The sequence below is a fragment of the Rhodosalinus sp. K401 genome (genome assembly GCF_041365735.1).
Lineage (GTDB): Bacteria > Pseudomonadota > Alphaproteobacteria > Rhodobacterales > Rhodobacteraceae > Rhodosalinus.
In genome coordinates this window covers 37,369-63,824 of the sequence record NZ_JBGFSI010000010.1, presented here as the reverse complement: position 1 = coordinate 63,824, position 26,456 = coordinate 37,369, and the positions used below count along the sequence as shown (strand labels likewise).

At 70.2% G+C, this 26,456-nt stretch carries 26 protein-coding genes and 1 pseudogene; 18 read left to right on the top strand and 9 right to left on the bottom strand.

What is annotated here, in order from left to right; translation table 11 throughout:
- Position 1 precedes the first annotated feature (1 nt).
- The 13 genes and pseudogenes from AB6A66_RS12110 (at position 2) to AB6A66_RS12050 (ending at position 13,509) form a co-directional block, all read left to right on the top strand.
- Complete coding sequence (locus AB6A66_RS12110; RefSeq protein WP_371056097.1) at positions 2-1,606, top strand: hypothetical protein; 1,605 nt, start codon at positions 2-4, stop codon at positions 1,604-1,606.
- Between the two features lie 13 nt (positions 1,607-1,619).
- Complete coding sequence (locus AB6A66_RS12105) at positions 1,620-2,564, top strand: hypothetical protein (protein ID WP_371056096.1); 945 nt, start codon at positions 1,620-1,622, stop codon at positions 2,562-2,564.
- A gap of 25 nt (positions 2,565-2,589) precedes the next feature.
- Positions 2,590-4,881 (top strand): glycosyltransferase family 2 protein, encoded by a 2,292-nt coding sequence (locus tag AB6A66_RS12100; RefSeq protein WP_371056095.1) that lies wholly within the window; start codon positions 2,590-2,592, stop codon positions 4,879-4,881.
- 94 nt (positions 4,882-4,975) lie between these two features.
- Entirely contained in the window at positions 4,976-5,953 is a 978-nt protein-coding gene (locus tag AB6A66_RS12095; protein WP_371036913.1) for a glycosyltransferase family 2 protein, read from the top strand.
- Positions 5,954-5,972: 19 nt separating this feature from the next.
- Positions 5,973-6,557 carry a hypothetical protein gene (locus tag AB6A66_RS12090; RefSeq protein ID WP_371036912.1) on the top strand — a complete coding sequence of 195 codons (585 nt, stop codon included), beginning with the start codon at positions 5,973-5,975 and terminating at the stop codon, positions 6,555-6,557.
- A gap of 59 nt (positions 6,558-6,616) precedes the next feature.
- Positions 6,617-7,525 (top strand): AAA family ATPase, encoded by a 909-nt coding sequence (locus tag AB6A66_RS12085; protein WP_371056094.1) that lies wholly within the window; start codon positions 6,617-6,619, stop codon positions 7,523-7,525.
- A 138-nt stretch (positions 7,526-7,663) separates the two neighbouring features.
- On the top strand, positions 7,664-8,935 hold the full coding sequence (locus AB6A66_RS12080) for a VWA domain-containing protein (RefSeq protein ID WP_371056093.1): 1,272 nt from the start codon (positions 7,664-7,666) through the stop codon (positions 8,933-8,935).
- A gap of 79 nt (positions 8,936-9,014) precedes the next feature.
- On the top strand, positions 9,015-9,566 hold the full coding sequence (locus tag AB6A66_RS12075) for a YeeE/YedE thiosulfate transporter family protein (protein ID WP_371056092.1): 552 nt from the start codon (positions 9,015-9,017) through the stop codon (positions 9,564-9,566).
- Positions 9,567-9,569: 3 nt separating this feature from the next.
- On the top strand, positions 9,570-10,169 hold the full coding sequence (locus AB6A66_RS12070) for a YeeE/YedE thiosulfate transporter family protein (RefSeq protein WP_371036908.1): 600 nt from the start codon (positions 9,570-9,572) through the stop codon (positions 10,167-10,169).
- 119 nt (positions 10,170-10,288) lie between these two features.
- Positions 10,289-11,434 carry an XdhC family protein gene (locus tag AB6A66_RS12065; protein WP_371056091.1) on the top strand — a complete coding sequence of 382 codons (1,146 nt, stop codon included), beginning with the start codon at positions 10,289-10,291 and terminating at the stop codon, positions 11,432-11,434.
- Complete coding sequence (locus tag AB6A66_RS12060; protein ID WP_371056089.1) at positions 11,431-12,471, top strand: molybdopterin-binding protein; 1,041 nt, start codon at positions 11,431-11,433, stop codon at positions 12,469-12,471. The genes AB6A66_RS12065 and AB6A66_RS12060 overlap by 4 nt, the downstream gene beginning before the upstream one ends.
- Positions 12,468-13,073, top strand: a pseudogene (locus tag AB6A66_RS12055) (dienelactone hydrolase family protein); the annotation flags it as partial. The gene AB6A66_RS12060 and the pseudogene AB6A66_RS12055, both read left to right, overlap by 4 nt.
- An 88-nt stretch (positions 13,074-13,161) precedes the next feature.
- The gene (locus AB6A66_RS12050) at positions 13,162-13,509 is read left to right on the top strand and encodes a dienelactone hydrolase family protein (RefSeq protein ID WP_371056088.1); all 348 of its coding nucleotides are present in this window, start codon (positions 13,162-13,164) and stop codon (positions 13,507-13,509) included.
- A 79-nt stretch (positions 13,510-13,588) separates the two neighbouring features.
- On the opposite strand, the gene AB6A66_RS12045 is transcribed toward AB6A66_RS12050, so the two are convergent.
- Together AB6A66_RS12045 and infC are read right to left on the bottom strand one after the other, a co-directional pair.
- A complete protein-coding gene (locus tag AB6A66_RS12045) occupies positions 13,589-14,203 on the bottom strand; it encodes a cyclopropane-fatty-acyl-phospholipid synthase family protein (protein WP_371056087.1) in 615 nt (204 codons plus the stop codon).
- Positions 14,200-14,745 carry a translation initiation factor IF-3 gene (gene infC / locus AB6A66_RS12040; protein WP_371056141.1) on the bottom strand — a complete coding sequence of 182 codons (546 nt, stop codon included), beginning with the start codon at positions 14,743-14,745 and terminating at the stop codon, positions 14,200-14,202. Before infC ends, AB6A66_RS12045 begins: the two co-directional genes overlap by 4 nt.
- A gap of 189 nt (positions 14,746-14,934) precedes the next feature.
- Between infC and AB6A66_RS12035 the strand changes: the two genes are divergently transcribed.
- Positions 14,935-15,636: a translation initiation factor 3 gene (locus tag AB6A66_RS12035; protein ID WP_371056086.1), complete on the top strand. Its 702-nt coding sequence runs from the start codon at positions 14,935-14,937 to the stop codon at positions 15,634-15,636.
- A 42-nt stretch (positions 15,637-15,678) separates the two neighbouring features.
- Here AB6A66_RS12035 and AB6A66_RS12030 read toward each other — a convergent pair whose 3' ends face one another.
- On the bottom strand, positions 15,679-16,503 hold the full coding sequence (locus tag AB6A66_RS12030; RefSeq protein WP_371056085.1) for a ferredoxin--NADP reductase: 825 nt from the start codon (positions 16,501-16,503) through the stop codon (positions 15,679-15,681).
- 174 nt (positions 16,504-16,677) lie between these two features.
- On the opposite strand from AB6A66_RS12030, the gene AB6A66_RS12025 reads away from it, so the two are divergent.
- A complete protein-coding gene (locus AB6A66_RS12025) occupies positions 16,678-17,139 on the top strand; it encodes an Lrp/AsnC family transcriptional regulator (protein WP_371036902.1) in 462 nt (153 codons plus the stop codon).
- Positions 17,140-17,151: 12 nt separating this feature from the next.
- Here AB6A66_RS12025 and AB6A66_RS12020 read toward each other — a convergent pair whose 3' ends face one another.
- Positions 17,152-18,330, bottom strand: a complete 1,179-nt coding sequence (locus AB6A66_RS12020; protein ID WP_371056084.1) for a cytochrome P450 — start codon at positions 18,328-18,330, stop codon at positions 17,152-17,154.
- A gap of 150 nt (positions 18,331-18,480) precedes the next feature.
- Here AB6A66_RS12020 and AB6A66_RS12015 point away from each other — a divergent pair, with 150 nt between their 5' ends.
- The gene (locus tag AB6A66_RS12015; RefSeq protein WP_371056083.1) at positions 18,481-19,512 is read left to right on the top strand and encodes an extracellular solute-binding protein; all 1,032 of its coding nucleotides are present in this window, start codon (positions 18,481-18,483) and stop codon (positions 19,510-19,512) included.
- A 90-nt stretch (positions 19,513-19,602) separates the two neighbouring features.
- On the opposite strand, the gene AB6A66_RS12010 is transcribed toward AB6A66_RS12015, so the two are convergent.
- From AB6A66_RS12010 to AB6A66_RS11995, 4 genes are all read right to left on the bottom strand, one after another.
- Complete coding sequence (locus tag AB6A66_RS12010) at positions 19,603-21,294, bottom strand: ABC transporter permease (protein WP_371056082.1); 1,692 nt, start codon at positions 21,292-21,294, stop codon at positions 19,603-19,605.
- Entirely contained in the window at positions 21,291-22,040 is a 750-nt protein-coding gene (gene tpiA / locus AB6A66_RS12005; protein WP_371056081.1) for a triose-phosphate isomerase, read from the bottom strand. The genes AB6A66_RS12010 and tpiA overlap by 4 nt, the downstream gene beginning before the upstream one ends.
- 271 nt (positions 22,041-22,311) lie before the next feature.
- A complete protein-coding gene (locus AB6A66_RS12000) occupies positions 22,312-22,689 on the bottom strand; it encodes a HesB/IscA family protein (RefSeq protein WP_371036897.1) in 378 nt (125 codons plus the stop codon).
- A 71-nt stretch (positions 22,690-22,760) separates the two neighbouring features.
- Positions 22,761-23,123, bottom strand: a complete 363-nt coding sequence (locus tag AB6A66_RS11995) for an SUF system Fe-S cluster assembly protein (RefSeq protein WP_371036896.1) — start codon at positions 23,121-23,123, stop codon at positions 22,761-22,763.
- A 133-nt stretch (positions 23,124-23,256) separates the two neighbouring features.
- Here AB6A66_RS11995 and AB6A66_RS11990 point away from each other — a divergent pair, with 133 nt between their 5' ends.
- Positions 23,257-23,697 carry a DUF6525 family protein gene (locus tag AB6A66_RS11990; RefSeq protein WP_371036895.1) on the top strand — a complete coding sequence of 147 codons (441 nt, stop codon included), beginning with the start codon at positions 23,257-23,259 and terminating at the stop codon, positions 23,695-23,697.
- A gap of 41 nt (positions 23,698-23,738) precedes the next feature.
- On the opposite strand, the gene rimK is transcribed toward AB6A66_RS11990, so the two are convergent.
- Positions 23,739-25,166: a 30S ribosomal protein S6--L-glutamate ligase gene (gene rimK / locus AB6A66_RS11985; protein WP_371056080.1), complete on the bottom strand. Its 1,428-nt coding sequence runs from the start codon at positions 25,164-25,166 to the stop codon at positions 23,739-23,741.
- Between the two features lie 66 nt (positions 25,167-25,232).
- Between rimK and tgt the strand changes: the two genes are divergently transcribed.
- Positions 25,233-26,363, top strand: a complete 1,131-nt coding sequence (gene tgt, locus AB6A66_RS11980; RefSeq protein WP_371056079.1) for a tRNA guanosine(34) transglycosylase Tgt — start codon at positions 25,233-25,235, stop codon at positions 26,361-26,363.
- The last annotated feature ends 93 nt before the right edge of the window (positions 26,364-26,456 follow it).

Genomic DNA, 26,456 nt, shown 5'->3' with positions numbered 1-26,456 from the left:
CATGGCGAGGGAGGGCGCGGCCCCCGCCACGCGCATCCTGCGCCTTCAGGCCGTCGCGCTTTGCGAGGCGGAAAGCCACAATTTCCGCGACGGCTTCAGCCAGCAATGGGTGCTGGCCGAAACGTCCCACGCCGATCTGCCCGGTTTTTCCCATGTTCCGCTCGGCCGCTGGCACCTCCACCACGGGCCCGCCTTGCCGGTGGCGCGCGCCGCGCTGCCGGAGGCCGGGCTGCACGTCGCGCTCATGGGGCAGGCGGTGGACGGGGCGGGGCGGTTCGTGACCGATGCGGTTCTCGCGGATCACCTCGCGCAGGCGCGCGACCCGTCGCGACTGGCCGAGGCGCTTTCGGCCTGCGGGGGGCGCTACGCTTTCGTCATCGTCGCGCCGGCGCTCGCGCGGCTCTATCTCGATCCGAGCGGCTGTCTGGGCGCGGTCTACGAGCCGCGCGCGCGCCTCGTCGGCGCGACGCTCTATATGGCGCTCGACAGGCCCGTCGAGCCGAACACGGACTATCCCGCGCTCGACATCGCCGGGCCCGGCGCGGGCGGGCGCTTCGCCTTCGGGCATACCCCCGATCGGCACGCGAAGCGCCTGATGTGCAACCACTTCCTGGATCTTGGCCGTTTCGTCGCGCACCGGCACTGGCCCGCGCCGGATGCCGATTTCACCTGTCCGCTCGACCGCGATGCGGTGGAAGAGCGGATCGACCGCGCCGTCCTGCGCCACCGGCAGGTTCTGGGCGCCCTGACGGAGGCGATCACGCCGGCCATGCTTCCGCTGACGGGCGGCGCCGACGCGCGGCTGCTGCTGGCGTTCTGCGCCCCGTTCCTCGACCGGATCGACCTTGCCTTCGTGCATCGGACCAACTTCAACACCATGATGGACATGCGCATCGCGGGCGAGCTTGCGACGCGCGCCGGCATCGCGCTGCGCCGGATCGATGTTGTGGAGGAGACGGGCCTTCGCACATCGAAGCGTTTCGCCGCGCGGATGAACGCGCGCCAGCGCATCGCGCTCGGGCTGCTGCCGGGCGGGCCGGGCGAGAAGAAGCCCGAGATCGAGGTGCGCCAGGCGCTGCCCCCGGGCGGCACGGTGCTGCGCGGCAACGTCACGGACCTGTCCAAGGCCGTTCTCTGGCGTCGAAAGGGCATCGCGGAATTCAACCGCTCGCGCGGGCGGGCGCACAGCACCACGATCGGCGTCCGGATGCTGATGATCGGCCATGACTGGGCGGAAACCGACCCCTGGTTCAGGAACGCCTATGCAGGCTGGCTCGGGACACTGCCGGAGCCCGCGCGGCGGCGCGCGCTCGATTTCGCGAGCCTGGAACATTTCCGGACCCACGGGCAGGGCGCGCTTTTCTACGCCACGAACCGGAACTTCTACGGCACGCCGAGCGCGGACAGGGCGATACTCGAGGCCTTCATCTCGCTGCCCCCGCCGATCCGCGACGCGTTCCACGTCAACGACCTCATGCTGGAGCGCACGATGCCCGAGTTGCGCGATGTGCCCTATACGCGCAGGATCGACAACGAGATCCGGCGCACGCGTCCGGCTCTCGACGACATGCTCGCCGCCGCCCGGGCGGACGGCGAACGGCTTTGAGGGGACATGCGGCATGGACGGCGCGGCACGGCCGGTGGCGGCAAGCGGGGATGGCGAGGTGACGGCGCGCTTCAGCGCGACGCTTTTCGTGGGCGCCGCCGACGGGGTGGAGGGGCCGCTTCTCTCGGCGCTGCGCCGGAACACGGCCCTCCTGCAGGCGCTCGGGATCGACGTGCCGCTGCCGCGGTACTACCGGCGCCAGTTCCGGGCGCTCGCCGAAAGGCTGGAGGGCGCGGCGGCGCCCTGCGAGGAACTGTCCGACATCTGGAAGCGGCTGCGGCTGCCGGACGAGCCGCGCCACGGCTTCTTCTCGGACGCGACCCTTCTCGGGGGGGCGGACCGGCTGCTAGGGGATGGGCGGCTTCTGCCCGACGCGCATCTGAGGCCGACCTGGTGGCGGGCGATGTTCGGCGAGATCCCATGCACCCTGATGGTCGCGGTCGCGCAGCCGCTCGCCCTCGTGAGCGCGGCGCTCGCCCGCGACCCGCAGGCCGACGCCACGGCCCGGCTGCGCGCCGAGATCGCTTCGGCCGACCCGCGGGCGCTGAGCTGGGCGGAGGTGATCGGCCGCCTCGTGGAGGCCAACCCGGGCGTGCCGGTCGTCGTCTGGTCCCGCGAAGAGCAGCCCTACACCTGGCCGGTGCTGATGCATGTCGCCGCGGGCCTTCCCGAGATGGTCGTGACGGATGGGCTCTGCGACGGCCTGGCCGACCTGCTGCCCGCGGAGGCGTTGCAAAGCCTCGAGACGTTCCTCGCGGCAAAGGACAATCTCGATCCCGCCTTCCTCGCCGGCGTGTTCGAGGCCTATGTCGACAAGTTCGTGCCGCCCGAGCAGCTTTACCAGGTGATCTCGGTGCCCGGATGGGACGAGGCTTTCGTGCGCAGGCTCGCCGACAGCTACGAGCGCGACCTCGCCGCCCTGCGCCGGATGCCGGGCGTGAAGGTGCTGAGCGCATGAGGCGGGCGGCAGGACGGCAAGCGCGATGACGGTCCTGGAACGCGAACTGGGCGCGCGGCGCGTGCCGGGCGGATACCTGCTCGATTGCATCGCGCCCGATCCCGAAAGCCCCGGCGGCGACGTCTTCCGCATGTTCTCCGCGCTTGGCACCGCGCCGCTGGAATTTGCCGGGCCGGACACCGCGCGGATCCTGGAGCGTGGGACACTGGGCGGCGCGGAGGTCGTGACGCTGGCCCCCGGTCCGGTTCCCCGCCTCGCCCCGGACCCGGGCGCGCTGTCCCCGGTCGCGCCGGAAACCGCGCTCTTCTCCGGCCGCAACTGCCTGCTCGGAGAGCGCAACGGGGAATCGCCCGCCGCCGTCGGCGACTGGCTGGGATGGCACCGCCGGGTGCACGGGGCCGGCGGCGCGGTGATCCTCGACCGCGCGCCGCCCGAAGAGGCGGCCGTCTTCGCCGGAGCCTTGCGCGAAAGGCTGGCGGAGGCCGGGTGCGACGATCTCGTGGTCGTCCTCCTGCGCGCGCCGATCCCGCTCGGCAAGCCGGGGCTCGGCGCCGAGGCGCATCCCTTCCACGCGCCCGACGCGCCGGGCAAGGATCGCATGACGCCGCCCGCGCCCGATCCGTGGCGTTCCGCGCTCGGCCTGCAATCCTTCCACGAACTGGTCCGCTGGCGCTTTCTCGCGCGGGCGCGGGCGGTGGCCGCGCTCGACGTCACCGATCTCGTGCCGGCGATGCCGGGGGCGCTCGGCCGTCTGAAGGGGGCGCCGGCGGTCCCGGCGGAGGCCACGCTTTTCGACCAGGCCGTGGCGGCGCCGCAGGGGACGGTGCTTCTGCTCGGCCGGCGCGCCTATCCTTGGGGCCTGCGCAAGGGCGCCAGTGCAGGGCATGGCGATCATACCTGCCTGCGCTTCGACGACACCAGCCGCCACCGGCGCTGGTGCATCGCGCCGGACGTCGCGCCACGGGACGCGGTGTGGCGCATGATCCGGGTCGTGGGCGCGGCCGTGCCGATGACCTATCTCGGTTTCTACCGGTGCATGGCCGTGCGATACGGAGAGACGGGCAAGGAGGCGGCCAAGGTCTCGCGCCTGGTGCCGAAATCCAGCCTCGTGGAGGCGCCCGCGTTGCTCGGCATCGCGGAGGAGCTCGGCGCCCGCCCCCTGCGGATGCCGGCCATCGACCCGACGCCGCCCGAGGCGCAAGGCGACCGGGTGGTCGCCGTGACGACGATGAAGAACGAGGGGCCCTTCATCCTCGAATGGCTGGCCTATCACCGCGCCATCGGGGTGGACGATTTCCTCGTCTACACCAACGACTGCACCGACGGCACCGACACCCTGCTCGAGCTTCTCCAGCACAAGGGCCTCGTCCAGCACCGCGAGAACCCGTTCCGTGGCACCGGGCTGAAGCCCCAGCACGCCGCCCTGGCCGCCGCGGAGGCCGAGCCCGTGGTCCGGGGCGCGGGCTGGATCGTCTGCATGGACGTCGACGAGTTCATCAACGTCCATGTGGGCGGGGGCCGTCTCGAGGATCTCTTCGCCGCGGTTCCCCGGGCCAACCTGATCTCCATGACCTGGCGGCTTTTCGGCAACGCCGACGTGACCGGGTTCCGCGACGAGTTCATCACCCGCCGCTTCACCCGCTGCGCCCCCGTGATGACGCGCAAGCCGCACCAGGCCTGGGGGTTCAAGACGCTTTTCCGCAATCTCGGCATCTTCAAGAAGCTCGGCGTCCACCGGCCGAAGGGACTGCGCCCGCAGCTGGTTGACCAGATCGACTGGGTGAACGGCTCGGGGCGTCCCATGCCCGAGACGGAGTGGCGCAACGCCTGGCGTTCCACCGCCGAGACCGTGGGCTACGATCTCGTGACGCTCAACCACTACGCGGTGCGCTCGGCGGAGAGCTTCCTCGTCAAGCGCGAGCGGGGCCGGGTGAACCACGTCGATCGCGACCAGGGCCTCGCCTACTGGTTCCGCATGAACAACAACGCCGAGGAGGATCGCTCGATCCAGGCGCGGCTTCCCATGGCCGAGGCGGAATTCGCGCGCCTGATGGAAGACCCGGAGATCCGCGACGCCCATTCCCGTTCGGTGGCGCGCCATCGCCGCAAGATCGCGGAGCTGAAGACGCACGAGGACTACGCCGCGCTTTATGCCGCCCTCACCGGGGCGCGCCTGCGCAGGCTTTCGCGCCTGCACCGCCATTTCGGCGCGGGCGTCTTCCTCGCCGGGCCCGACGCGATCCCCGACGCCGTGCTGAACGGGACGATGCCGGAAGATTTCTTCTTCACCGTGCCGAAACGCCATACTTCTACATGAAGCGTCGCTCCGGCGTTGTTCCGCAAGCTATGGGGTGCTAATCTGGTTAACGGCAGGCCGAACGGAAAACAGAAGGGCCGCCCGGGCAGATGGCATGAGCAGAGACCTCTACACGGTCGTCTCGACCATGAAGAACGAGGGCCCCTACATCCTCGAATGGATGGCCCATTACCGTGCGCTGGGCTTCGACCGGATCGTCGTCTGCACCAACGACTGCGCCGATACCACCGTCGAGATCCTGCAACGGCTCGAGGCGATGGGGCTGGTGCGCCACCATCCGACCGCGATCCGCACCGGCGGCATCCACCGCAGCGCGCTGCGTCAGGCGCGCCGCTACAAGGAGGTGCAGGAAGCGCGCTGGGTCTTCGTCTGCGACGTGGACGAGTTTCTGAACATCCACATGGGCGACGGGTCGGTGCGGGCGCTGGTCGAGGGCTCGGGCGGTGGGGCCGACGTGATCTCTGTGCCGTGGCGCATTTTCGGCTCCGCCGGGATCGAGCGGATCGCCGACGCGCCGGTGACGGGCCAGTTCCGCATGGCCGAACTGCCCCACGACCCGGTTTCGCGGCCCGACACCGGCAAGTTCGTGAAGTCGATCTTCACCAACCAGGAAAAGTTCGGCCGCATGGGCCTTCACGCGCCGGTGATGCCGAAGGATCGCCGCGGAGAGGAGATCGCGGTGCTCCCGGGCGGCGCGCGCTACCATGTCGGCGGCACCCGCACCGGCAACCCGCCCGTCTTCGATCTCGCCCAGGTCAACCACTACGCGCTGCGCTCCATGGACAGCTTCCTCGTCAAGCGGGCGCGCGGTCGTGCCAACCACTCCCACCACGTGCTCGGTGTCGAGTACTGGGACCGTTTCGATCTGAACGAGGCGCCCGACACCAGCATCGCGCGCTACGACGCCGCGACGGAAGCGATCCGCACGGAACTGCACGCCGATCCGGTCCTCGCCGAACTCCACGCCCGCGCACTCGACTGGCACCGGCGCAAGGCCGCCTCGATGCGGATGGATCCGGAACTCGACGTGCTGACCTCGGCGCTGGGCGCGCGCCGCCGCCGCGCCGCCTGAGGCGCGACGGTCCGCCGGGATGATCGCGCCGCCGGTTCTCACCTTTCCGCCGCGGGTGGCCGACTGGGTGCGCGAACGCTATGCCGCGGCACGGGTGATCCTCGAATACGGCAGCGGCGGCTCCACGATCCTCGCCGCCGGGATGCCGGGCAAGACCGTGTTTTCCGTCGAAAGCGACAAGGCCTGGGCAGAGAGCATGCAGGCGGTGCTCGAGGCGGGTGAATACCCCGCGACGGTCCGCCTGCACCACGTGGATATCGGCCCGACAGGCAAGTGGGGCCGGCCCGCCGACGGCGCGGGCTTTCGCCGCTACCATCGCTACCCGGTCTCGGTCTGGGAACGCCCGGATTTCGTGCAGCCCGATCTCGTGCTGATCGACGGGCGGTTCCGTCTCGCCTGCGCGCTGACGACGATGCTGCTGACGACAAGGCCGCTTACGCTGCTCTTCGACGACTACGTGAACCGGCGCGCCTATCACGCCATCGAGCGCTTCCTCGACGTCGCGGAGACGCGGGGCCGCATGGCCCGCTTCGAGGTCGAGCCCCGTGCGCTGCCGCGCGAGGGCTTCTCCGTCATCGCCGGCGCCTTCGCGAAGGCGAACTAGGCCGGCCGCTTGACCCGCGCCGCGCCCCGTGCCCTCTTGGGCAACGAGGAGGACATGCCATGGCGATGCCGGGTTCGATCGACGACGTGGAGCGGCTGCTCGCGGGCGAAGGCTATGTCTGCGGGCGCGCGCTGGCGACGGTGGTGTTCCTGTCCCTGCGCCTCGGCCGGCCGCTCTTTCTCGAGGGCGAGGCCGGCGTCGGCAAGACCGAGATCGCCAAGGCGCTCTCCGCCGCGCTGGGCCGCAGGCTAATCCGGCTCCAGTGCTACGAGGGGCTCGACGCGGCCTCGGCCGTCTACGAATGGAACTTTCCCGCCCAGATGGTCGCGATCCGTACCGCCGAGGCGGTGGAGGGAACCGACCGCGAGACGCTCACCGACGAGCTCTTCTCCGAACGGTTCCTGATCCGCCGCCCGCTTCTCGAGGCGATGTCGCCGCAGGATGGCGGGCCGCCGGTCCTGCTCATCGACGAGCTCGACCGCACCGACGCGCCCTTCGAGGCCTTCCTGCTCGAGGCGCTTTCCGATCTCCAGGTCACCATCCCCGAGCTCGGCACTGTGCGCGCGCCCGCGCCGCCGATCACGGTCATCACCTCCAACCGCACGCGAGAGGTGCACGACGCGCTCAAGCGCCGCTGCCTCTACCACTGGGTGGATTACCCGGATTTCGACCGCGAGCTGGCGATCCTGGGCGAGCGCGTGCCCGAGGCGTCCGAGGCGCTCTCGCGCGAGGTCGTGGCTTTCGTCCAGCGCCTGCGGACCGAGGATCTCTTCAAGAAACCGGGGGTGGCCGAGACCATCGACTGGGCGAAATGCCTGCTCGCGCTCGACATGATCGAGCTCTCGCCGCAGGTGATCGCGGACACGCTCGGCGCGATCCTGAAATACCAGGACGACATCGCGAAACTGCAGGGCTCGGAGGCCAGGCGCATCCTCGACGAAGCCCGCGCGGAACTGGCGCCGGCATGAGCGCGCCCGCGGCTCGGCGCACACGCCCGCGGGGGCGCCGCCCCGGATCGCCCCGCCCCCGTCTTCTTCTTGGCGGAAAATACTCCGGGGGTCCGGGGGCAGCGCCCCCGGTCCGTCGGACGGTCCTCTAGGTCGCCGATGCCCGAACACGCGCCTCTCGAACTGCCCGAGCATCCCCGGCTGGTGGCGAACCTCGTGCATTTCGCCCGCGCGCTCCGCAAGGCGGGACTGCGGGTGGGTACGGGCCGCGTGGCCGATGCGACCCGCGCGGTGGAGGCGGCGGGCTTCACCGACCGGCGCGACTTCTATCACGTGCTCGAGGCGTGCTTCGTCTCCCGTCCAGAGGAGCGGCGTGTCTTTGCGCAGGTCTTCCGGCTGTTCTGGCGCGATCCGCGCTTCATGGAGCACATGATGGCGATGATGCTTCCCGCTTTGCGCGGTGTCGCCGAGGAGCGGCAGGCCGAGGCCGCCGAGAAGCGCGCCGCCGAGGCGCTCCTTCACGGCGCCGAGCCGCCGGCGACGCCGCAGCGCGAGGAAAAGGAGGAGGGCGAGACCGAGATCGAGATCGACGCCTCGCTCACCATGTCCGCCGAGGAACGGCTGCGCACGCTGGATTTCGAGCAGATGAGCGCCGACGAGATCGCCAGGGCGCGGCGGATCCTCGCGGGCTTGACGCTGCCCGTCCGCCCGATCCCCTCGCGCCGCGCCGTGGGCGCGCCGTCCGGCCGCGCCATCGACCGGCGCAGGACGCTGCGCGCGGCGATCCGCACCGGCGGCGAGATGCAGCGCCTTCACCACGCAAGGCCGAGGCCCCGCTGGCCGAACCTCGTGGCGCTCTGCGACATCTCGGGTTCCATGAGCCAGTACAGCCGGGTGATCCTCCACTTCCTCCACGCGGTCTCCAACCGCAAGGGCGCGGGCTGGTCGGAGGTGCACGCCTTCACCTTCGGCACGCGGCTCACCAACATCACCCGGCACCTGCGCGCGCGGGACGTGGACGCCGCGCTCGCCGCCGCGGGGGCGGAGGCGCAGGACTGGGAGGGCGGCACGCGCATCGGCGACTGCCTGCACGCCTTCAACCGCGACTGGTCGCGGCGCGTGATGGGCCAGGGCGCGGTGGTGCTGCTGATCACCGACGGGCTGGAGCGCGGCGACCCGGAGCGGCTCGAGCGCGAGATGGAGCGGCTCAGGCTCACGGCGCGCCGGCTCGTCTGGGTGAACCCTCTCCTGCGCTTCGGAGAGTTCGCGCCGAAGGCGCAGGGGATCCGCGCCATGCTGCCCCATGTGGACAGCATGCGCGCGGGCCATTCCATCGCCACCCTCGAGGAGCTCGCCGCCGCGCTTTGCGCCCCCGAGGATGCCGGAGAGCGGGCGCGGCTCATGTCTGCTCTCGTCCCAGGAGCGGCTTGATCTGCATCAAGGCTCTTGCGGGCGCGAAGCCGTATTCCAAATAAGGAATGTGTTTCGCAACCGGCGAAAGGGAAATGTCATGCCACTCAACTGGAAAACGGGCGGGGTCCTGCTGGGCTTCGTGTTCTTCCTCGCGGTGCTTCTGGTGAAGCCCATCGGGGTCTCGACGCAGTTCGTGATTCTCGACGGCATCGTCGGCAGCGCCTTCAACCCGTCGCTCATCGAACAGACGGCGGAGGGCTACACCTCGTCCAACGCCTATCTCGCCAAGTCGGGCGGGAAATACGCGGCGAACGCGGCCAACCCGCTGAACTACAGCTTCGTGTTCGTCCTTGCCATGGCGCTCGGCGCCTTCCTGTCGGCCATGGCGCGGGGCTGGGTCCCGCGCGAAGAGCGCAGCGCGCCCGCGCTCTGGCGCGCGAATTTCGGCGACGGCGCGTGGAAGCGCTATGCCGTGGCCTTCGCGGGCGGGTTCGTCGTGCTCTACGGCGCGCGCCTCGCGGGGGGCTGCACGTCGGGGCACATGATGTCGGGGATGATGCAGACCGCCTTGTCGGGCTACATCTTCGCCCTCGGCGCCTTCGCCGCCGCCGTCCCGGTGGCACTCATGATGTACAAGCGGGAGGCCTGACCCATGACAAGCATCATTCTCGCGATCGCGATCGGAGCCGCGTTCGGCTTCACCCTCGACCGGATCGGGGCCACCAACCCCGACTGGATCTGGCGCATGCTGAGCCTGAAGCACCTGCACCTGATGAAGACCATCCTGCTCGCCATCGGCACAGGCTCGGTGCTGATGTTCGGCGGGCAGATGCTGGGCCTCGTCGATGTCGGCCACATGTCGGTGAAGGCCGCCTATGCCGGTGTCTTCATCGGCGGGGTGCTGCTCGGCGCGGGCTGGGCCGCCTCGGGCTTCTGCCCGGGCACGGGCGTCGCCGCCGCGGCGACAGGGCGCAAGGACGCGCTCTTCTTCATCGCCGGCGGCCTGCTCGGCGCCGCCGCCTACATGGTGAGCTACCCGTGGTGGCAGGCCAACGGGCTTCTGGACGACATCTTCGGGGGCAAGGTGACCCTCGGGACCGTTCCGGGCTCGGGCTACGCGGGCGTGACCGGCTTGCCGGGCGACGTGCTCGGCATCGTGCTCGGCCTCGCCTTCGTCGCGGTGGCCTTCGTGCTGCCCGACCGCCCTCTGGGCGAGGGCCGGCAGGCCGGAGAGAGCGTGCCGGCGGAGTGACCGGCGCCGCGCAGGCACCGGCCTGACCGACAGGGGCCGCGCCCGTGCAGGGCGCGGCCCCTTTGCGTTTGCGCTCTGCGGCCTTACCTTCACGACAGGATCCGTGACGAGAGATGCCGATGGACCGTTTCGACCACATCCCGGAGACCGCGCTCGCCTGGCATCGCGAGGGGCGCGGCGCGGCGCTCGCGACCGTGGTCGAGACCTGGGGCAGCGCGCCCCGGCGCGTCGGCGCGCAGCTCGCCGTCTCGGGCGAGGGCGCGATCGAGGGCTCGGTCTCGGGCGGCTGCGTCGAGGGCGCGGTGGTCGCCGAGGCGCTCGAGGCGATCGAGGAAGGCCAGGCCCGCCTTCTCGAGTTCGGCGTCTCGGACGCGGATGCCTTCGCCGTCGGCCTCGCCTGCGGCGGGACGATCCGCGTCCTGGTCGAGCCCGTGGGCCGCGTGCTGCCCGAGGCGATGCTCACCGAACTCGTGGATCACCGCGCGGCGCGGCGCCCCGTCGCCTATGTCGTCGATCTGGAGGGCGGGACGCGCCGCCTGACCACCGAGGGCTTCGCCGAACGCTTCCNCGGCCTCGCCTGCGGCGGGACGATCCGCGTCCTGGTCGAGCCCGTGGGCCGCGTGCTGCCCGAGGCGATGCTCACCGAACTCGTGGATCACCGCGCGGCGCGGCGCCCCGTCGCCTATGTCGTCGATCTGGAGGGCGGGACGCGCCGCCTGACCACCGAGGGCTTCGCCGAACGCTTCCGCATGGATCGCTCCGGTGTCGAGGACGCGCGCACCTTCGTTGCCATTCACAACCCGCCCCTGCGCCTCGTCGTGGTGGGCGCTGTGCACATCGCGCAGGCCCTAGTGCCCATGGCCCGTATCGCCGGATACGATCCCGTCCTCGTGGACCCGCGCGAGGCGTTCGCCTCGGAGGCGCGTTTTCCCGGCGAACGCCTCCTGCACGACTGGCCCGACGACGCCGTGGACGCGATCGGCCTCGACCAGCGCACCGCGCTCGTTCTGCTGACCCACGACCCGAAGCTCGACGACCCGGCACTGGCACGCGCGCTGCGCTCGGACGTGTTCTACATCGGTGCCCTGGGCTCGACCCGGACGCATGCCAAGCGCGTGGCGCGGCTGGCCGAGGCCGGTTTTTCGCAAGATGAGATCGCGCGCATCCACGCGCCGGTCGGCCTCGACATCGGCGCCGCGGGCCCGGCCGAGATCGCCGTCGCGATCCTGGCCGAGATGACGCGCGTCCTGAGGCAGGGGGCATGAGGTTCGGGGCGGTGCCGCTCGACGAGGCCGAGGGGGCCATGCTGGCCCATTCGGTGCGCCTTTCGTCCGGCAAGCTCGCGAAGGGCCGCGTCCTGTCCGCAGAGGATCTGGCCGCGCTCCGCGCCGAAGGCGCGGAGCGGGTGACGGTGGCGCGGCTCGATCCCGGCGACATGGCCGAGAACGAGGCGGCGCTGGCGCTTGCCCGCGCGCTGGTGCCCGATCCCGGGGCCGCGGGCCTGCGCCTGACCGATCCGTTCACCGGACGGGTCAACCTGATCGCCGATCACCCGGGGGTCGTGGCCATGGACGAGGCGCGGCTCACGGCCGTCAACCGCGTGGACCCGATGATCACGCTCGCCACCGTGCCGCCTTTCCAGCAGATGGCGCCGGGTGGCATGGTCGGGACGGTGAAGATCATTTCCTACGGCGTGGATGGTGCGCGCGTGGCGGAAGCCTGCGAGGCCGCGCAGGGCGCGATCCGGCTCGCGCGGCCCGCGATCTCGCGCGCCGCGCTGGTGGTGAGCGAGATCGCCGGAGGCGCGGGCGAGAAGGGCGTGCCCGCGGTGCAGGGACGTCTCGACGCGCTGGGGATCGCCATGGAGGCGCCGGTCCTGGTGCCGCACGAAACGGGCGCCATCGCCCGCGCGGTGGCGGAGGCGCCGGGCGATCTGGTGCTGATCCTGACCGGATCCGCCACCTCGGATCCGCGGGACGTGGCCCCCGAGGCCGTGCGCGCCGCCGGGGGCCGGGTGGACCGCTTCGGCATGCCCGTCGACCCCGGCAACCTGCTCTTTCTCGGCCGCCAGGGCGGGCGTCCGGTGATCGGCCTGCCGGGCTGCGCGCGCAGCCCCGCGCTCAATGGCGCGGACTGGGTGCTGGCGCGGGTGGCCTGCGGAATCGAGGTCACGGCCGACGACATCGCCCGGATGGGCGTCGGCGGGCTGCTGAAGGAAATTCCCACCCGTCCGCAGCCGCGTGCGGCCCGGGCGCGCAGGGAAAAGGAGGGTGCGCGGCAACCGACGCACTCATCACCATGACAGGGAGACATGCCATGACAGCGACGAAGATGACGGGCCTGCTGACCGCCGCGGCGCTTTGCGCCGCTGCGGGGACCGCGGATGCCGGGATCGAGGGCCAATACGTGGAGTACACCGCCGGCGACACCACTCTGGAGGGCTACTACGCGCGCAACACCGATCTCGAGGAGGCCCGCGGCACGGTTCTCATCATCCACGACTGGAACGGCATGACCGACTACGAGGAGCGCCGCGCCGAGATGCTGGCCGCAGAGGGCTACGCCGCCTTTGCGCTCGATGTCTACGGCAAGGACACGGACCCGCAGTCCGTCGACGAATACCGCGCCCTCTCGGGGGCGATGTACGGCGACCGGGAGACTTTCCGCGAACGTCTCGCCGCAGGGCTCGAGGCCGCGCGCGCGCAGCCCGGGGCCAGCGAGGCGGTGGTCGTGATGGGCTACTGCTTCGGCGGCGCCGGAACGCTCGAGATGGCGCGGGCGGGGACCGACGCGGTGGGCTTCGTCAGCTTCCACGGCGGGCTCGGCACGCCCGAGGGCCAGGGCTACGCGGGGCAGGACGCGCCGGTCCTGATCCTGCATGGCTCCGCCGACCCGGTGTCGGGCATGACCGACCTCGCCGCACTGCTCGACNCTCGCCGCAGGGCTCGAGGCCGCGCGCGCGCAGCCCGGGGCCAGCGAGGCGGTGGTCGTGATGGGCTACTGCTTCGGCGGCGCCGGAACGCTCGAGATGGCGCGGGCGGGGACCGACGCGGTGGGCTTCGTCAGCTTCCACGGCGGGCTCGGCACGCCCGAGGGCCAGGGCTACGCGGGGCAGGACGCGCCGGTCCTGATCCTGCATGGCTCCGCCGACCCGGTGTCGGGCATGACCGACCTCGCCGCACTGCTCGACGAGCTTCAGGAGGCCGGCGTGCCGCACGAGGCACGCGTCTTCGGCGGCGCGCGGCATTCGTTCACGGTCTGGGGCTCGAACGACTACGACATGGAGGCCGACCGGGGCAGCTGGGAGGCGCTGGGCGCGTTCCTGGACGCGCGGTTCTGAACAGGGTCGAAGGCTGTCCGCCGCGAAGGCGGCCTTCACGCCCATTGCTTGCGAAAAGCCGGCCCGGAAAGGCGGGCCGTCAGCGCGGTTTCCGGGCGACGAAATCGATCAGGGCGGAGAGGCCGGCGTGGCCCGCGCCCTCGCGGATGTCCCTTTCATGGGCGCGGTTCTCCAGGATCTCCCACCCCACGAACGCCCGTGCGAGCATGTCCTCGGTGTACATGTTCTCGGGGTCGGGCGGGCCGCCCGTGCCGCGCCCGATCTGATCGGGCGTGTAACCGTGCAGCAGCAGCAGGCCGTCGGCGCGCGTGGCCTCCCGCATCTTCGCGAAGAGCCGCGCGCGATCCTCCGGACCCGCGAACTGGACGAAGATCGCCACGACGATGTCGTAGGGGCCGCCCCAATCTTCGGAAAGCACGTCGGCCTCCACGAAATCGACCGTCACGCCCCGGTCCCGGGCCAGGCGGCGCGCCTTGGCGATGGCCGACGGCGCGTATTCCATCGCTGTCACGTGCAGCCCGCGGCCGGCCATGAACACCGAGTTGCGCCCCTCGCCGTCGGCGACGGAAAGCGCGCTGGCGCCCGGTGTCAGCAGATGGGCATGATCGAGGAGGAAGGCCGCGGGATCGGTTCCGAAAAGGTAATCGGGCGTGCTGAAACGCGCCTCCCACCGCGAGGAGGCGCCATCGTTCACCGGCTCACGGGGCCGATCATCATGATCATCTGCCGGCCCTCCATCTTCGGCATGTTCTCGACCTTGCCGATCTCCTTGACGTCCTCCGCGACGCGTTCGAGGAGTTCCCGCCCGAGGTTCTGGTGCGCCATTTCACGGCCGCGGAAGCGCAGCGTCACCTTCACCTTGTCCCCTTTTTCCAGGAACTTGACCACGTTGCGCATCTTGACGGCGTAGTCGTGAATGTCGGTGTTGGGCCGGAACTTGACTTCCTTGACCTCGATGACCTTCTGCTTCTTCTTGGCTTCGGCCTCGCGCTTCTGCTGCTCGTACTTGAACTTGCCGAAATCCATAATCTTGCAGACCGGGGGATTGGCGTTCGGCGAGATCTCGACCAGGTCGAGACCGACCTGTTCGGCCAGTTCAAGCCCCCGGCTGGGCGTCACCACGCCGACATTCTCGCCATCGGCGCCGATCAGGCGGATTTCGGGCGCACGGATACGGTCGTTCACGCGGGGTCCGGTGTCGCGCGTCGGCGGCGCGTTATGAGGTCTTCGGGCTATGGTTTTGTTCCTTCGGCGGTGACAGGATTGCGAAGCGGCAAGTTAAACGCGGCTCCGGTCCGATTCAAGCGTGGAGTCGGCTGCAAAACGCCGTTCGGGAAGGCTTTTACTTGCGCCGGACGTCCCGGCGCACGATGTCATGCGATGTGACCGGCCGGTTCGCGGCGGTCGCGCAAGGAGGATGCCCCAATGCGAAACCTGATCCTGATACTGATCGCCGCGGCCGTCGCCATCGGCGGATACTTCTTCCTGACGGCCGAGGAGCCGTCCGATGTGGCCGAGGCCGTGGAGGATGCAACCTCCGAGGCCGCGGAAGAGGCCGGGACCGTTCTCGAGCAGGCCGAGCAGGCCGCGGGCGCTGCCGTCGAGGCCGTACAGGACGCCGCGGAGAGCGCGGCCGACACGGCCGGAGAGGCGATGGAGACCACGACCGAGACCGCCGAGGATACGGCGCAGACCGCCACCGAAGCGGCCGAGGACGCCGTGGAGACCGCGACCGAGACGGCCGAGGATGCCGCGGAAACCGTGGAAGGCGCGGTCGAAGAGGCCGTCGGAGCGGACGGGGAAGCCGCAGATACCGCCGCGGACACCGCTGAAAGCGCGGCCGCCGAGGACGCAGCCGACACCGCCACGGAAGAGACGACGCCGGAGGGCACGGCGGCCGAGGACGCCGCCGACACCGCGTCCGAGGCCGCGACGGAGGCGGGCGAGGTGCCGGACGCGCTGACCGCCGAGGATTTCGACTACGACCGTGTGGAAGAGATCATCGACAATTCGTCGCTGGGCGAGATGGAAAAGACCACGCTGAAACTGGTGGTCCGCGAGGCGCAGGGCGATCCGGAGCTGCTGCAATCCGCGCTCGAGCGCGTGCGCGAAGCGCTCGGCCTCTGAGCCGGGCGAAGGCCGGGCCCGCCGCCGTGCGGGCCTGCCGCCTCAGCCGACGAAGGCTTTCTCGACGACATACTCCGCGGGCTCGGAATTCGCGCCTTCGCGCAGGCCCGCCCGTTCCAGCAGCGCCTTCATGTCGCTGTTGAAGCCCAACGATCCGCAGACCATCGCGCGATCCGTTTCGGGGCCGAAATCCGCCACGCCAAGATCCGAAAACAGCGTGCCGTCTTCCATCAGTGTGGTGATTCGGCCCATCTTCGCGCTCTCCTCGCGCGTGGTCGTGGGGTAGTAGGCGAGCTTCCCGCCCACCATCTCGCCGATGAGCGGATCCTCCGAGAGGCTCTCGACCAGCCGGCGCCCGTATTCCAGCTCCGCCACCTCGCGGCAGGTATGGGTCAGGATGACCTGGTCGTAATCCTCGTAGGTCTGCGGGTCGCGGATGAGCGAGGCGAAGGGCGCGAGCCCGGTGCCGGTGGAAAAGAACCAGATCCGCTTGCCGGGCAGCAGCGCGTCGTGCACGAGCGTGCCCACGGGTTTCGGACGCAGGATGATCTGGTCGCCCGGCTGGATGTGCTGCAGTCGCGAGGTGAGCGGCCCGTCCTGCACCTTGATCGAGTAGAACTCGAGCTCGTCGGCCCAGGCCGGGCTCGCGATGGAATAGGCGCGCAGGAGCGGCTTGCCGTCGTCCTTCAGCAGGCCGATCATCACGAATTCCCCCGACCGGAAGCGCAGGCTTTTCGGCCGCTCCACCCGGAACGAGAACAACCGGTCCGTCCAGTGGGTCACGTCGGTCACTGTGGCCGCATCTGGCAGGGCGGGGGCTGGGCCCGTCTGGGCCGGGGTCGCGGGGCTGGGGTCGGTCACTGTCATGTCCAAGGGCTTAAACCTGCACCCCTGTCTAGACATTGATTCATGTCAGGAAAAGGGGATGGCGGCGGCCGGTCGCGGCAGCTTCGGAGTTTTTCGCACGCGTCGCTGGAGGCCGGGGCGATGTCCGCTATGTTGAACACTGGGAAAATTTCCAGAGCGGTGGGGAGATCAGGGATGGCGTCACGGCTCGACGAGCTTGACATGAGGATCCTGCGGCAACTTCAAGAGGATGCCGGGCAGTCTCTGGAGGAGATCGCGCGCGCCGTCGGCTCGTCCAAGACGCCGGTCTGGAACCGCATCCGCAAGATGCGCGAGGCCGGGGTCGTGGGCCGGCAGACCGTCGTCCTGGACGCCGAGGCGCTGGGGTTCGAGGCCTGTTTCTTCGTTCTGATCCGCACCTCCGAGCACGAGGCGGAGTGGCAGGCGGAGTTCCTTCAGGCGCTGCGCGAGCGGCCCGAGGTGCAGGAGGCGCACCGCCTTGCGGGCGACGTGGATTACATCCTGAAGGTCAGGGTGAGGAATGCGCGCGCCTACGACGCGTTCTACCAGTCGCTCATCGCCCGGGTGAAGGTGCACAACGTCACCGCGCTGCTGTCCATGGAAGAGATCAAGGCCACGACCGCGCTGCCGATCTGACGGCGCGGCCGGTCATCGCCGGACCGTAAGCCGCTCCAGCCCGTGGAAGTGGTAGAGATCCGCGTAGCGCGGCGGCGCGGCGAGCCGAAGCTTCGGACAGCGCGCGAAGAGCGTGGCCAGCCCGATCCGAAGCTCGAGCCGCGCAAGCGGCGCGCCCACGCAGAAATGAAGCCCCGCGCCGAAGGCGGCGTTGGGCCGGACGGGGCGCGCGGGGTCGAAGCGCTCCGGCGCGTGCCAGCGGGCGGGGTCGCGGTTGGCCGCGCCGAGCAGGAGCGCGATCCGGTCGCCCCGGGCGAAACGGTGGCCGGCGATCTCCGCATCCTCGTAGGCCCAGCGCGTGAACATGTGCAGCGGCGGGTCGAATCGCAGGATTTCCTCGACGGTTCCCTCGACCCGGTCGGGCGCGAGCGCGTCCTGTGCCGCGTGCTCGAGGATCGCCTTCACGCCGTTGCCCAGCGTGTGGACGGTGGCCTCGTGCCCGGCGTTCAGCAGCAGCACGCAGGTGGCGATCAGCTCTTCGGTGGAAAGCGTGTCGCCCGCGTCCTCGGCGGCGACGAGATGGGAGATGAGGTCGTCGGCCGGACGCGCGCGGCGCGCTTCGGCATGGCGGCGCAGGAAATCGGCGAACTCGCCCGCGGCTTGCGCCGCAGACTCCTCCGCGGCGCGGTCGCGGCGGGCCTGATACATCGCCACCATGGCGTGCGACCAGGCGAGAAGCTGGGGTGCCATCGCTTCGGGCACACCGAGAAGCCGCGCGATGACGATCACCGGAAGCCTTTCGCAGTAGGCAGGCAGCAGGTCGAACGCGCCCTCGGGGAAACCGTCGATCAGGTCATGGCAGAGCGCCTCGATCTCGGGCGCGAGCGCGGCGATCCGCCGGGTGGTGAAGGCGCGCAGCACGAGTTTTCGCAGCCGCGTGTGCCGGGGCGGCTCGAGCTCCAGCATGGAGTGGTCCTCGATCGCGTAAAACGGCACGAGATGCGCGGGCGGCGCCTCCGCCAGTTCCCGCGGTGTCTCGCGGCCGAATCGCCGGTCGCGGAGCACCGCGTCCACCGTCGCGAAATCGAAGGCGGCCGGCATCGCGTACGCGTCCCACCAGTGGACCGGCCCGCGCCTGCGCGCGGCGGCATAGGCCGGGTAGGGGTCCTGAACGAAGGCGGGATCGGTGGGGGATTGGCGGAAACGGTCCATGACCCTGCATCGCGGATGGGACAGACAAAGCGCAAGGGGATCAAGAAAGTCGACAGAAAGGATCGGAAAACTGTTGACCTGTTCGCGTCATCCGGTATCCGAGTATTTGTGTCGGATATCACGACGCGAACGCCAAGAAGGGAGCATCCCATGACCAAGTTTCCGAAGCCCGCCCTGACCGGCGCGCTTGCCGCGCTGATCGCCGCCACCTCGGCGCCCGCGCTTTTCGCCAACGGTGAAGTCAACCTCTACTCCTCGCGCCATTACGACACCGACGAGCGGCTCTATTCCGAGTTCGAGGAGATGACGGGCATCACCGTGAACCGGATCGAGGGCAATGCCGACGAGTTGCTCGCCCGGATGGAGGCCGAGAGCGAAAACTCGCCGGCCGACGTGCTGCTGACGGTGGACACCTCGCGGCTGGAACGCGCGAAGGAGATGGGCCTTCTTCAACCGGTCGAGTCCGACGTGCTCGAGGCGCGGATCCCGGAATACCTCCAGGATGCGGGGAACGAATGGTTCGGTTTCAGCCAGCGGGCGCGCATCCTCTTCTACGACAAGAACGAGGTCGAGAACCCCCCGCGCACCTACCAGGATCTAGCCAACCCCGAATACGAGGGCATGGTGTGCATCCGTTCGGGCACCAACGTCTACTCGCAGACGATCCTCGCCGCGCTGATCGAGCACCTTGGCGAGGACGCCGCGAAAGACTGGGCCGGGGCCGTGGTCGGCAACTTCGCCCGTGATCCGCAGGGGGGCGACACCGATCAGCTGCGCGGCATCGTCTCGGGCGAGTGCGACATCGCGATGTCCAACACCTACTACTTCGCCCGGGCCATCCGGAAGGACGTTGACGGCCTTTCGGACAGCCTCGACATGATCGGCTGGGTCTTTCCCAACCAGAATGACATCGGCGCGCACATGAACCTGTCGGGCGGCGGCGTGGCCGCGAACGCGCCGAACCGCGAGAACGCCATCGCCTTCCTCGAATACCTGGCGAGCGACCAGGCGCAGGAATACTTCTCGGCGGGCAATGACGAATACCCGGCCGTGCCGGGCGTGGCGCTGAGCCCTTCGGTGGCCGAGCTGGGCTTCTTCAAGCCCGACGACGTGGACCTCTCCGAGGTGGCCAAGAACGTGCCGACCGCGCAGCAAATCTTCAACGAGGTGGGCTGGAAGTAACTCCCGGCCCGCGACGATGCGGCGGAAGGCCCCGGTGGAAACGCCGGGGCCTTCTCTCGTGCGCGGGGGAGCGTGCGCCGCCCGGACGGATCATTCCGCCGCCTCGGCGACGGGGGCGGGCGTCGCGCGCGGCACGTCTTCGCGGCGCCGCCCCAGGGCCCGGCAGACGAGGAGGACGGGCAGCAGCCCGACCGCCACGATCACCAGCGACGGCACCGCCGCCCCGGAGAGGCGTTCGTCCGCGGCCAGCCGGTGCGCCTGCACCGCGAGGGTGTCGAAGTTGAAGGGCCGCATGATGAGCGTGGCCGGAAGCTCCTTCATCACGTCCACGAAGACGATCAGCAGGGCGGTCATCACCGAGGGGCGCAGAAGCGGCAGGTGCACCCGGCGGACGAGCCCCGCGGGCGTCGCGCCCAGCGTCCGTGCCACGGCATCCATGTGCGGGTGGATCGTGGCCTGCCCGCCATCATAGGCGTTGAGCGCCGCGGCCATGAACCGGATCATGTAGGCGGCCACGAGCAGCCAGATGGAGCCGGTGAAAAGAAGGCCCGTGTCGATCCCGAAGCGCGCCTCCATGAAGGCGTCGATGGCATTGTCGAAAGCCGCGAAGGGCACGAGCAGGCCCACCGCGATCACCCCGCCCGGCACCGCGTAGCCGATCCGGGCGACGTTGGACGCGCCGGCCGAGATCTTTCCGGGGCGAAGGCGGTTGAAGAGCCCCAGAAGGACCGCGGCCGCCACGGTCAGCACCGCCGCGATGCCGGCGAGGGTCACGGAATTGCGAAGGAAGGCCAGATAGCGCCCCGACAGCAGGTCCTGCCCCGAGCCGACCGCCATCTCGAGGAGCAGCGTGACCGGCAGCAGGAACCCGAAGAGCACCGGCAGCGTGCAGAACACCAGGGCGCCCCAGCGCGCCGCGCCCCGAAGCTCGGCCGGCGGCGGCCGCTCGAAGCGCCGCCCGGCGGCATGGTGGCGCGCGTCCCCCCGGCTGACCCGCTCGAGCGTGGCGAGGAAGAGCGCGAAGACCAGAAGGCAAAGCGCGAGCTGCGCCGCCGCCGCGCGGTCGGCCATGGAGAACCAGCTCTGGTAGATCCCCACCGCGAAGGTCTGGACGCCGAAATAGCTGACGGTGCCGAAATCCGCGATGGTCTCCATGACGGCGAGCAGCACGCCGCCCGCGATGGCCGGCCGCGCCATGGGCAGGGATACCCTGAAGAAGGCGCCCCAGGGGCCCTGCCCGAGCGCGCGCGCGGCCAGGTTCGCGGTCGCCGATTGCTGCAGGAAGGCCGCCCGCGCGAGCAGGTAGACATAAGGGTAGAGCACGAGGATCAGCATGATCGCCGCGCCCGTGGTGGAACGGACCTCGGGGAACCAGTAGTCGCGCGGGCCCCAGCCGGTGACCTCGCGCAGGAGCGTCTGCAACGCGCCGGGGTGGTCGAGGAAATCGGTGTAGGCGTAGCCCATCACGTAGGCGGGGAAGGCCAGCGGCAGGGCCAGCATGACCTCCAGCAGCCGGACGCCGGGAAAGCGCGTCATCGTCACGAGCCACGCGGCCCCTGTGCCGATCGCCGCGGTGCCTACGCTCACGACCGCGACGAGCTGGAGCGTGGTGGCGGTGTAGCGCCACAGTACCGTGTCGGCGAGATGGGCCAGCGTCTCGGTGGAGCCCATGACCGCGGCCAGCGCCACGGCGAGCATCGGCAGCACGCAGAGCGCAGCCACCGCGAGCGCCGCGCCCGAAAGCACGGGCTCGAAGGAGCCGAGAGGCCGCGCGCGTTTCATCCCGCGGCCTCCAGCGCCGCGATGATGGGCCGGAAACTCTCGGCCCGCAGGCTTGCCCCGCCGACCAGCGCGCCGTCGACGTTGGACACCCCGAAGATGCGGGCCGCGTTCCCGGGTTTCACCGAGCCGCCGTAGATCAGCCGCACCGAGCGGCCGACGCCCGCGCCGAAGCGGCGCTCGAGGCGGGCGCGGATGAAGTCGTGCACCTCGCCGATCTCGTCGGGCGAGGGTGTGCGCCCGGACCCGATGGCCCAGACCGGCTCGTAGGCCACGACGAGATTGTGCCCGGTGGCGCCGTCGGGGATCGACCCGGCGAGCTGCCCGCCGATGATGTCGAGCGTGTTGGCGGCCTCGCGCTCGGAGAGATGCTCGCCCACGCAGAGGATCACGGCGAGCCCGGCCGCATGCGCCGCGCGGGCCTTGGCGCGCACCGTCTCGTCGCTTTCGCCGTGGTCAGACCGGCGTTCGGAGTGGCCGAGGATGACGTAGCCCGCGCCGGCGTCGCGCAGCATCGCGGCGGAGATGTCGCCGGTGTGCGCCCCCTCGGCCGCGATGTGGCAGTCCTGCCCGCCAAGCGTGAGGGAATTGCCCGCCCGCGCCGCCGCGCGGGCCAGCAGCGTGGCGGGCGGGCAGAGCACGATGTCGCAGCCCGGCGACGGACACGCCTCGGCGAGCGCGGTGATCTCCGCCAGGTCCGCGCCGGTTCCGTGCATCTTCCAGTTCCCCGCCGCCAGTCCGCGCCGCATGTCCCGCCCTCGTTTTTCCTGACCCATCGTATGTTTCGCCCGCATAAGGAGAGGTCAACCCCGCTTGCGTCGCGCGGCCGACGTGCCGCGCCGGACGGGGGGCAGACGCTCGCGGGCGATACCCGCGTCGCGGATGCGCGACGGTCCTACGAAGGCGGCAACCGTCAGCGGATCAGAGGCGCGGGACCCATTCCGGTGCCGGCGCGGCGCGTCATGTCCGGGGTCGTCATGACACGGTGCGCGGCGGGATGCGCCGCCGTCGCGGGTGCGTTCACCGTTCCTGCTCGGCGCGGAGTTCCTCGGCGTCCTTGAACTTGATCGATTCGCCGCAACCGCAGGCATCCGTCACGTTGGGATTGTTGAAGCGGAAGCCGGCCTCCAGAAGCGACGTCTCGTAGTCGATCTCCGTGCCGAAGAGGAACATCTGCGCCATGGGCGCGATGAGCACGCGGGCGCCGTCCTGCTCGACCACCTCGTCATGGGGATCGGGCTCGTCGACGTACTCCATCGTGTATTCCATCCCCGCGCAGCCGCCCTTCTTGACGCCGATACGCAAGCCGTGCCGCCCGTCGCGTGTCATCAGCCGCACGATTTGCGACACCGCGGCTGGTGTGAGGGTGACCGGGGATTTTCCGGGAATGCCGAACATGGGAACTCCATTGCCTATGCGCTGAACCTAAGCTTTCACCGCCCCGCGCTCAATGGCCGGTCCCGGAAAGCCTACATGAAGCCGAGTTCGAGCCGCGCTTCGTCGCTCATCATGTCCATGCCCCAGGGCGGCTCCCAGGTCAGCTCGACATCCACCTGCTTGACGCCGGGAACCGGTTCGATCGCATCGGCCACCCAGCCCGGCATCTCGCCCGCCACCGGGCAGCCCGGCGCGGTGAGCGTCATGATGATCCGGACCGCGCTCTCTTCGTCGATGTCGATCGTGTAGATCAGCCCGAGATCGAAGATGTTGACCGGGATCTCGGGGTCGTAAACGCCCCGGCATGCCTCGACCACCTGATCGTAGAGCGGATGATCCGTGGAGGAGGGCTGGATGAGGGGCGTTCCCTCGAGCGGTTGAGCTGCATCGTTCATGGTTGGCCTCGCGGCATGAATTCCGACCAAAGATATAGGAAATTGCCGGCCCGTCGTAAAGGGAGCGGCGGCGGTCCGGCTTGCCGGGCGTTCGCGCCGAGTTATCCTTGCGGCATCACGAGGGATGCCGCCAATGCGCCGCCGTATCGCCCGCGCCCTCACCCGGTTGGCCCGGACGCTCGTTCGGCCCGTGCGACGCCGTGCCGGCCCGAACGCCGCGGGCTCGTCCCTGCTCGGACCCTCGGGGCGCGATCCGCTTGCCGAATTCGACCGCCTGCCCGCGCCGCTGCGCCAGTGGCTGGCCGAGGCGGCAATGCCGTGGTCGCCGCGCTCGGCGCTGCGGATCTGGCGCCGGGTGCTGCGGCGTTGCGGCGGCGACGAGGTCATGGCCCGGCGCGAGATGAGCCGTATCGAGGCCGAACGCCTCGCCCAGGACGTGCGGCGGGTCTGGGGCCCGTCGCATCCCTATCTCGACCTTCACGCACCGCGAGGCGCCGGCGGCCCGTCACCCCGGTCTCCGCGCGGCGACGCGCGGCGGAAGGCACGGCGCGCGTCGCCTCCCGGACGCCCCTGACCGGCACGCCGCGGCGGCGGCGCAGCGGCCCGCCCCGTGCCTCAGCCGGCGCCGCCGTCGCGCGCGCTCGCGCGGCGCTTGCGCACGGGGGTCGGCCGCACGCGCCGCTCTATCTCGTCGTAGAGAAGGCCGGCCACGTTCTTGCCGGACACGGTCTCGATTCCCTCGAGCCCGGGCGAGGAGTTCACCTCGAGCACCTTGGGCCCATCCTCCGAACGCAGCAGGTCGACGCCCGCGAGGTTGAGGTTGAACGCACGCGCCGCCCGGAGCGCCGCCTCGCGCTCCGTCTTGGTGATCCGCACGCGCATCGCCGAGCCGCCGCGGTGCAGGTTCGATCGGAAATCCCCCTCCGCGCCCGTCCGCTTCATCGAGGCCACCACCTTGTGACCCACGACGAGGCAGCGGATGTCCTCGCCCGCGGCCTCCTTCACGAAGGCCTGCACGAGGAAATTGGCCTTGAGCCCCCGGAAGGCGTCGATCACCGATTGCGCGGCCTTGCGCGTCTCGGCCAGCACCACGCCCTTTCCTTGCGTCGATTCCAGAAGCTTCACGATGAGGGGCGCCGTGCCCACGAGCCGGATCAGGCTGTCGGTATCCTTGGGGCTGGCCGCGAAGGCGGTGTTGGGCATCCCGATGCGGTGCCGCGCCATGAGCTGGTGCGCGTAAAGCTTGTCGCGGCTCGCCGCGATCCCTTCCGAGCCGTTGATGCAGAAGGTGCCGAGCGTCTCGAACTGGCGCACGACCGCGGTGCCGTAGGGCGTGATCGAGGCGCCGATACGGGGGATCACAACGTCGTAGCGCGGCAGGCGCTGCCCGTCGTAATGCACCTCGGGCGACAGCGCGTTGATCGCCATGTAGCACCGCGTGGTGTTGATGACCTCGACCGTGTGGCCGCGCGACTCGCCCTCCTCCACGAGGCGGCGGGTGGAATAGTTGTCCTCCCGCGACAGAACGGCCACGCGCAGCGCCCGGTTCGGCGCCTGCTCGCGCATCCGGCTCGTGTGGTAGACGTCGTAGCTCAGTTCGGGCTGAAGGAAGCGGTCCGTGGCCACGATGGCGATATGATCCTTGAGCGCCTCGCGCCCGAGAAGCATCCGGCTGGCCATGGTCGCGCGGTTGGTCAGGGTCAGCTCGATGCGCCAGCTCTGGTCGGCGACGCGCAGGGTGGAGGAGATCACGAAGCGGCTTTCGCTTTCGCCGTTCGAGGACGTCACCGTCCTGCGGTCCACGATCTCGGCCGAACAGGGGATCACGAGGTCCTCGCGCCCCGGGATCGGGTGCACGGTGAAACGCACGCGCGGCTTCGACACGGGGCCGAAGGTCTCGATGTCGAAGGCATGGAGCGCCGAGGTGCGCGCGCCCGTATCGACCTTGGCGCGCAGCGCCGGCAGGCCGAGGTCCGGCAGGGACACCCATTCCTCCCAACCGAAGCGGATCAGGTTGGTGGCGGGATCGGACGGCTCGTTCATTCGGGTCTCCTTGGCATCTGGCCGGAAGTGTCGGATACGGGGACGCTTTGCCGACGGGAGGTCAGGATGACAACAGCTTTCGCGTTCCGACTCAAGGCGACGGACGGCGCGGCGCGCCTCGGCGAGATCGAGACGCCGCGCGGGCGCATCCGCACGCCCGCCTTCATGCCGGTGGGAACCGCGGGCACCGTGAAGGCGATGATGCCCGAAAGCGTGGCGGCCACCGGCGCGGACATCCTGCTGGGCAACACCTACCACCTGATGCTGCGGCCCACGGCGGAGCGCGTCGCGGCGCTCGGCGGGCTGCACCGCTTCATGAACTGGGATCGCCCGATCCTGACCGACTCGGGCGGCTTCCAGGTGATGAGCCTCGCGGAGCTGCGCAAGCTGACCGAGACCGGCGTGACCTTCCGCAGCCACATCGACGGTGCGCGCCACGAACTCACCCCCGAGCGGTCGATGGAGATCCAGAGGCTTCTGGGCTCCGACATCGTGATGGCCTTCGACGAATGCCCGGCGCTGCCGGCCTCGCGCGAACGGATCGCGGAGTCGATGCGGCTGTCGATGCGCTGGGCGGCGCGGTCGAAAGAGGCGTTCGGCGACCGGCCCGGCCACGCGCTCTTCGGTATCCAGCAGGGCGGGCTGGAGCGTGACCTGCGCGAGGAAAGCGCGGAGGCACTCCGGGCCATAGGTTTCGACGGCTATGCCGTGGGCGGCCTCGCCGTGGGCGAAGGGCAGGAGGCGATGTTCGGCGTGCTCGATCACGCGCCCGCCATGCTGCCCGGGAACAGGCCGCGCTATCTCATGGGCGTGGGCAAGCCCGACGACATCGTCGGCGCGGTGAAGCGCGGGATCGACATGATGGACTGCGTGCTGCCCACGCGGTCCGGGCGGACCGGGCAGGTGTTCACGCGCCGCGGCGTGGTGAACATCAAGAACGCCCGCCACCAGGACGATCCGCGCCCGATCGACGAGGACTGCGGCTGTCCCGCCTGCCGGGACTACTCCCGCGCCTACCTCCACCACCTCTTCCGCGCGGGCGAGATCCTCTCGGCGATGCTGCTGACCTGGCACAACCTGCGCTACTACCAGGACCTCATGCAGGGCATGCGCGACGCCATCGCCGATGGCGCCTTCGCTGCGTGGGAGGCGCGGTTTCACGCCGCCCGGGCCGAGGGCGACATCCCGCCGCTCTGATGCTGGCCGGTGCGCGGTTTGCGCAAGGTCAATGCGCGCGCCGCGCACCTTCGGCACCATTCGCCGCGACCGGGTCAGCGGAAGGGGAGCGTT

Excerpts from the sequence above, each read along its gene's own strand:
- AB6A66_RS12110 (WP_371056097.1), top strand. The coding sequence starts at position 2 with ATGGCGAGGGAGGGCGCGGCCCCCGCCACGCGCATCCTGCGCCTTCAG.
- AB6A66_RS12105 (WP_371056096.1), top strand. The coding sequence starts at position 1,620 with ATGGACGGCGCGGCACGGCCGGTGGCGGCAAGCGGGGATGGCGAGGTG.
- AB6A66_RS12100 (WP_371056095.1), top strand. The coding sequence starts at position 2,590 with ATGACGGTCCTGGAACGCGAACTGGGCGCGCGGCGCGTGCCGGGCGGA.
- AB6A66_RS12095 (WP_371036913.1), top strand. The coding sequence starts at position 4,976 with ATGAGCAGAGACCTCTACACGGTCGTCTCGACCATGAAGAACGAGGGC.
- AB6A66_RS12090 (WP_371036912.1), top strand. The coding sequence starts at position 5,973 with ATGATCGCGCCGCCGGTTCTCACCTTTCCGCCGCGGGTGGCCGACTGG.
- AB6A66_RS12085 (WP_371056094.1), top strand. The coding sequence starts at position 6,617 with ATGGCGATGCCGGGTTCGATCGACGACGTGGAGCGGCTGCTCGCGGGC.
- AB6A66_RS12080 (WP_371056093.1), top strand. The coding sequence starts at position 7,664 with ATGCCCGAACACGCGCCTCTCGAACTGCCCGAGCATCCCCGGCTGGTG.
- AB6A66_RS12075 (WP_371056092.1), top strand. The coding sequence starts at position 9,015 with ATGCCACTCAACTGGAAAACGGGCGGGGTCCTGCTGGGCTTCGTGTTC.
- AB6A66_RS12070 (WP_371036908.1), top strand. The coding sequence starts at position 9,570 with ATGACAAGCATCATTCTCGCGATCGCGATCGGAGCCGCGTTCGGCTTC.
- AB6A66_RS12060 (WP_371056089.1), top strand. The coding sequence starts at position 11,431 with ATGAGGTTCGGGGCGGTGCCGCTCGACGAGGCCGAGGGGGCCATGCTG.
- AB6A66_RS12050 (WP_371056088.1), top strand. The coding sequence starts at position 13,162 with ATGGGCTACTGCTTCGGCGGCGCCGGAACGCTCGAGATGGCGCGGGCG.
- AB6A66_RS12035 (WP_371056086.1), top strand. The coding sequence starts at position 14,935 with ATGCGAAACCTGATCCTGATACTGATCGCCGCGGCCGTCGCCATCGGC.
- AB6A66_RS12030 (WP_371056085.1), bottom strand. The coding sequence starts at position 16,503 with ATGACAGTGACCGACCCCAGCCCCGCGACCCCGGCCCAGACGGGCCCA.
- AB6A66_RS12025 (WP_371036902.1), top strand. The coding sequence starts at position 16,678 with ATGGCGTCACGGCTCGACGAGCTTGACATGAGGATCCTGCGGCAACTT.
- AB6A66_RS12020 (WP_371056084.1), bottom strand. The coding sequence starts at position 18,330 with ATGGACCGTTTCCGCCAATCCCCCACCGATCCCGCCTTCGTTCAGGAC.
- AB6A66_RS12015 (WP_371056083.1), top strand. The coding sequence starts at position 18,481 with ATGACCAAGTTTCCGAAGCCCGCCCTGACCGGCGCGCTTGCCGCGCTG.
- AB6A66_RS12010 (WP_371056082.1), bottom strand. The coding sequence starts at position 21,294 with ATGAAACGCGCGCGGCCTCTCGGCTCCTTCGAGCCCGTGCTTTCGGGC.
- tpiA (WP_371056081.1), bottom strand. The coding sequence starts at position 22,040 with ATGCGGCGCGGACTGGCGGCGGGGAACTGGAAGATGCACGGAACCGGC.
- AB6A66_RS12000 (WP_371036897.1), bottom strand. The coding sequence starts at position 22,689 with ATGTTCGGCATTCCCGGAAAATCCCCGGTCACCCTCACACCAGCCGCG.
- AB6A66_RS11995 (WP_371036896.1), bottom strand. The coding sequence starts at position 23,123 with ATGAACGATGCAGCTCAACCGCTCGAGGGAACGCCCCTCATCCAGCCC.
- AB6A66_RS11990 (WP_371036895.1), top strand. The coding sequence starts at position 23,257 with ATGCGCCGCCGTATCGCCCGCGCCCTCACCCGGTTGGCCCGGACGCTC.
- rimK (WP_371056080.1), bottom strand. The coding sequence starts at position 25,166 with ATGAACGAGCCGTCCGATCCCGCCACCAACCTGATCCGCTTCGGTTGG.
- tgt (WP_371056079.1), top strand. The coding sequence starts at position 25,233 with ATGACAACAGCTTTCGCGTTCCGACTCAAGGCGACGGACGGCGCGGCG.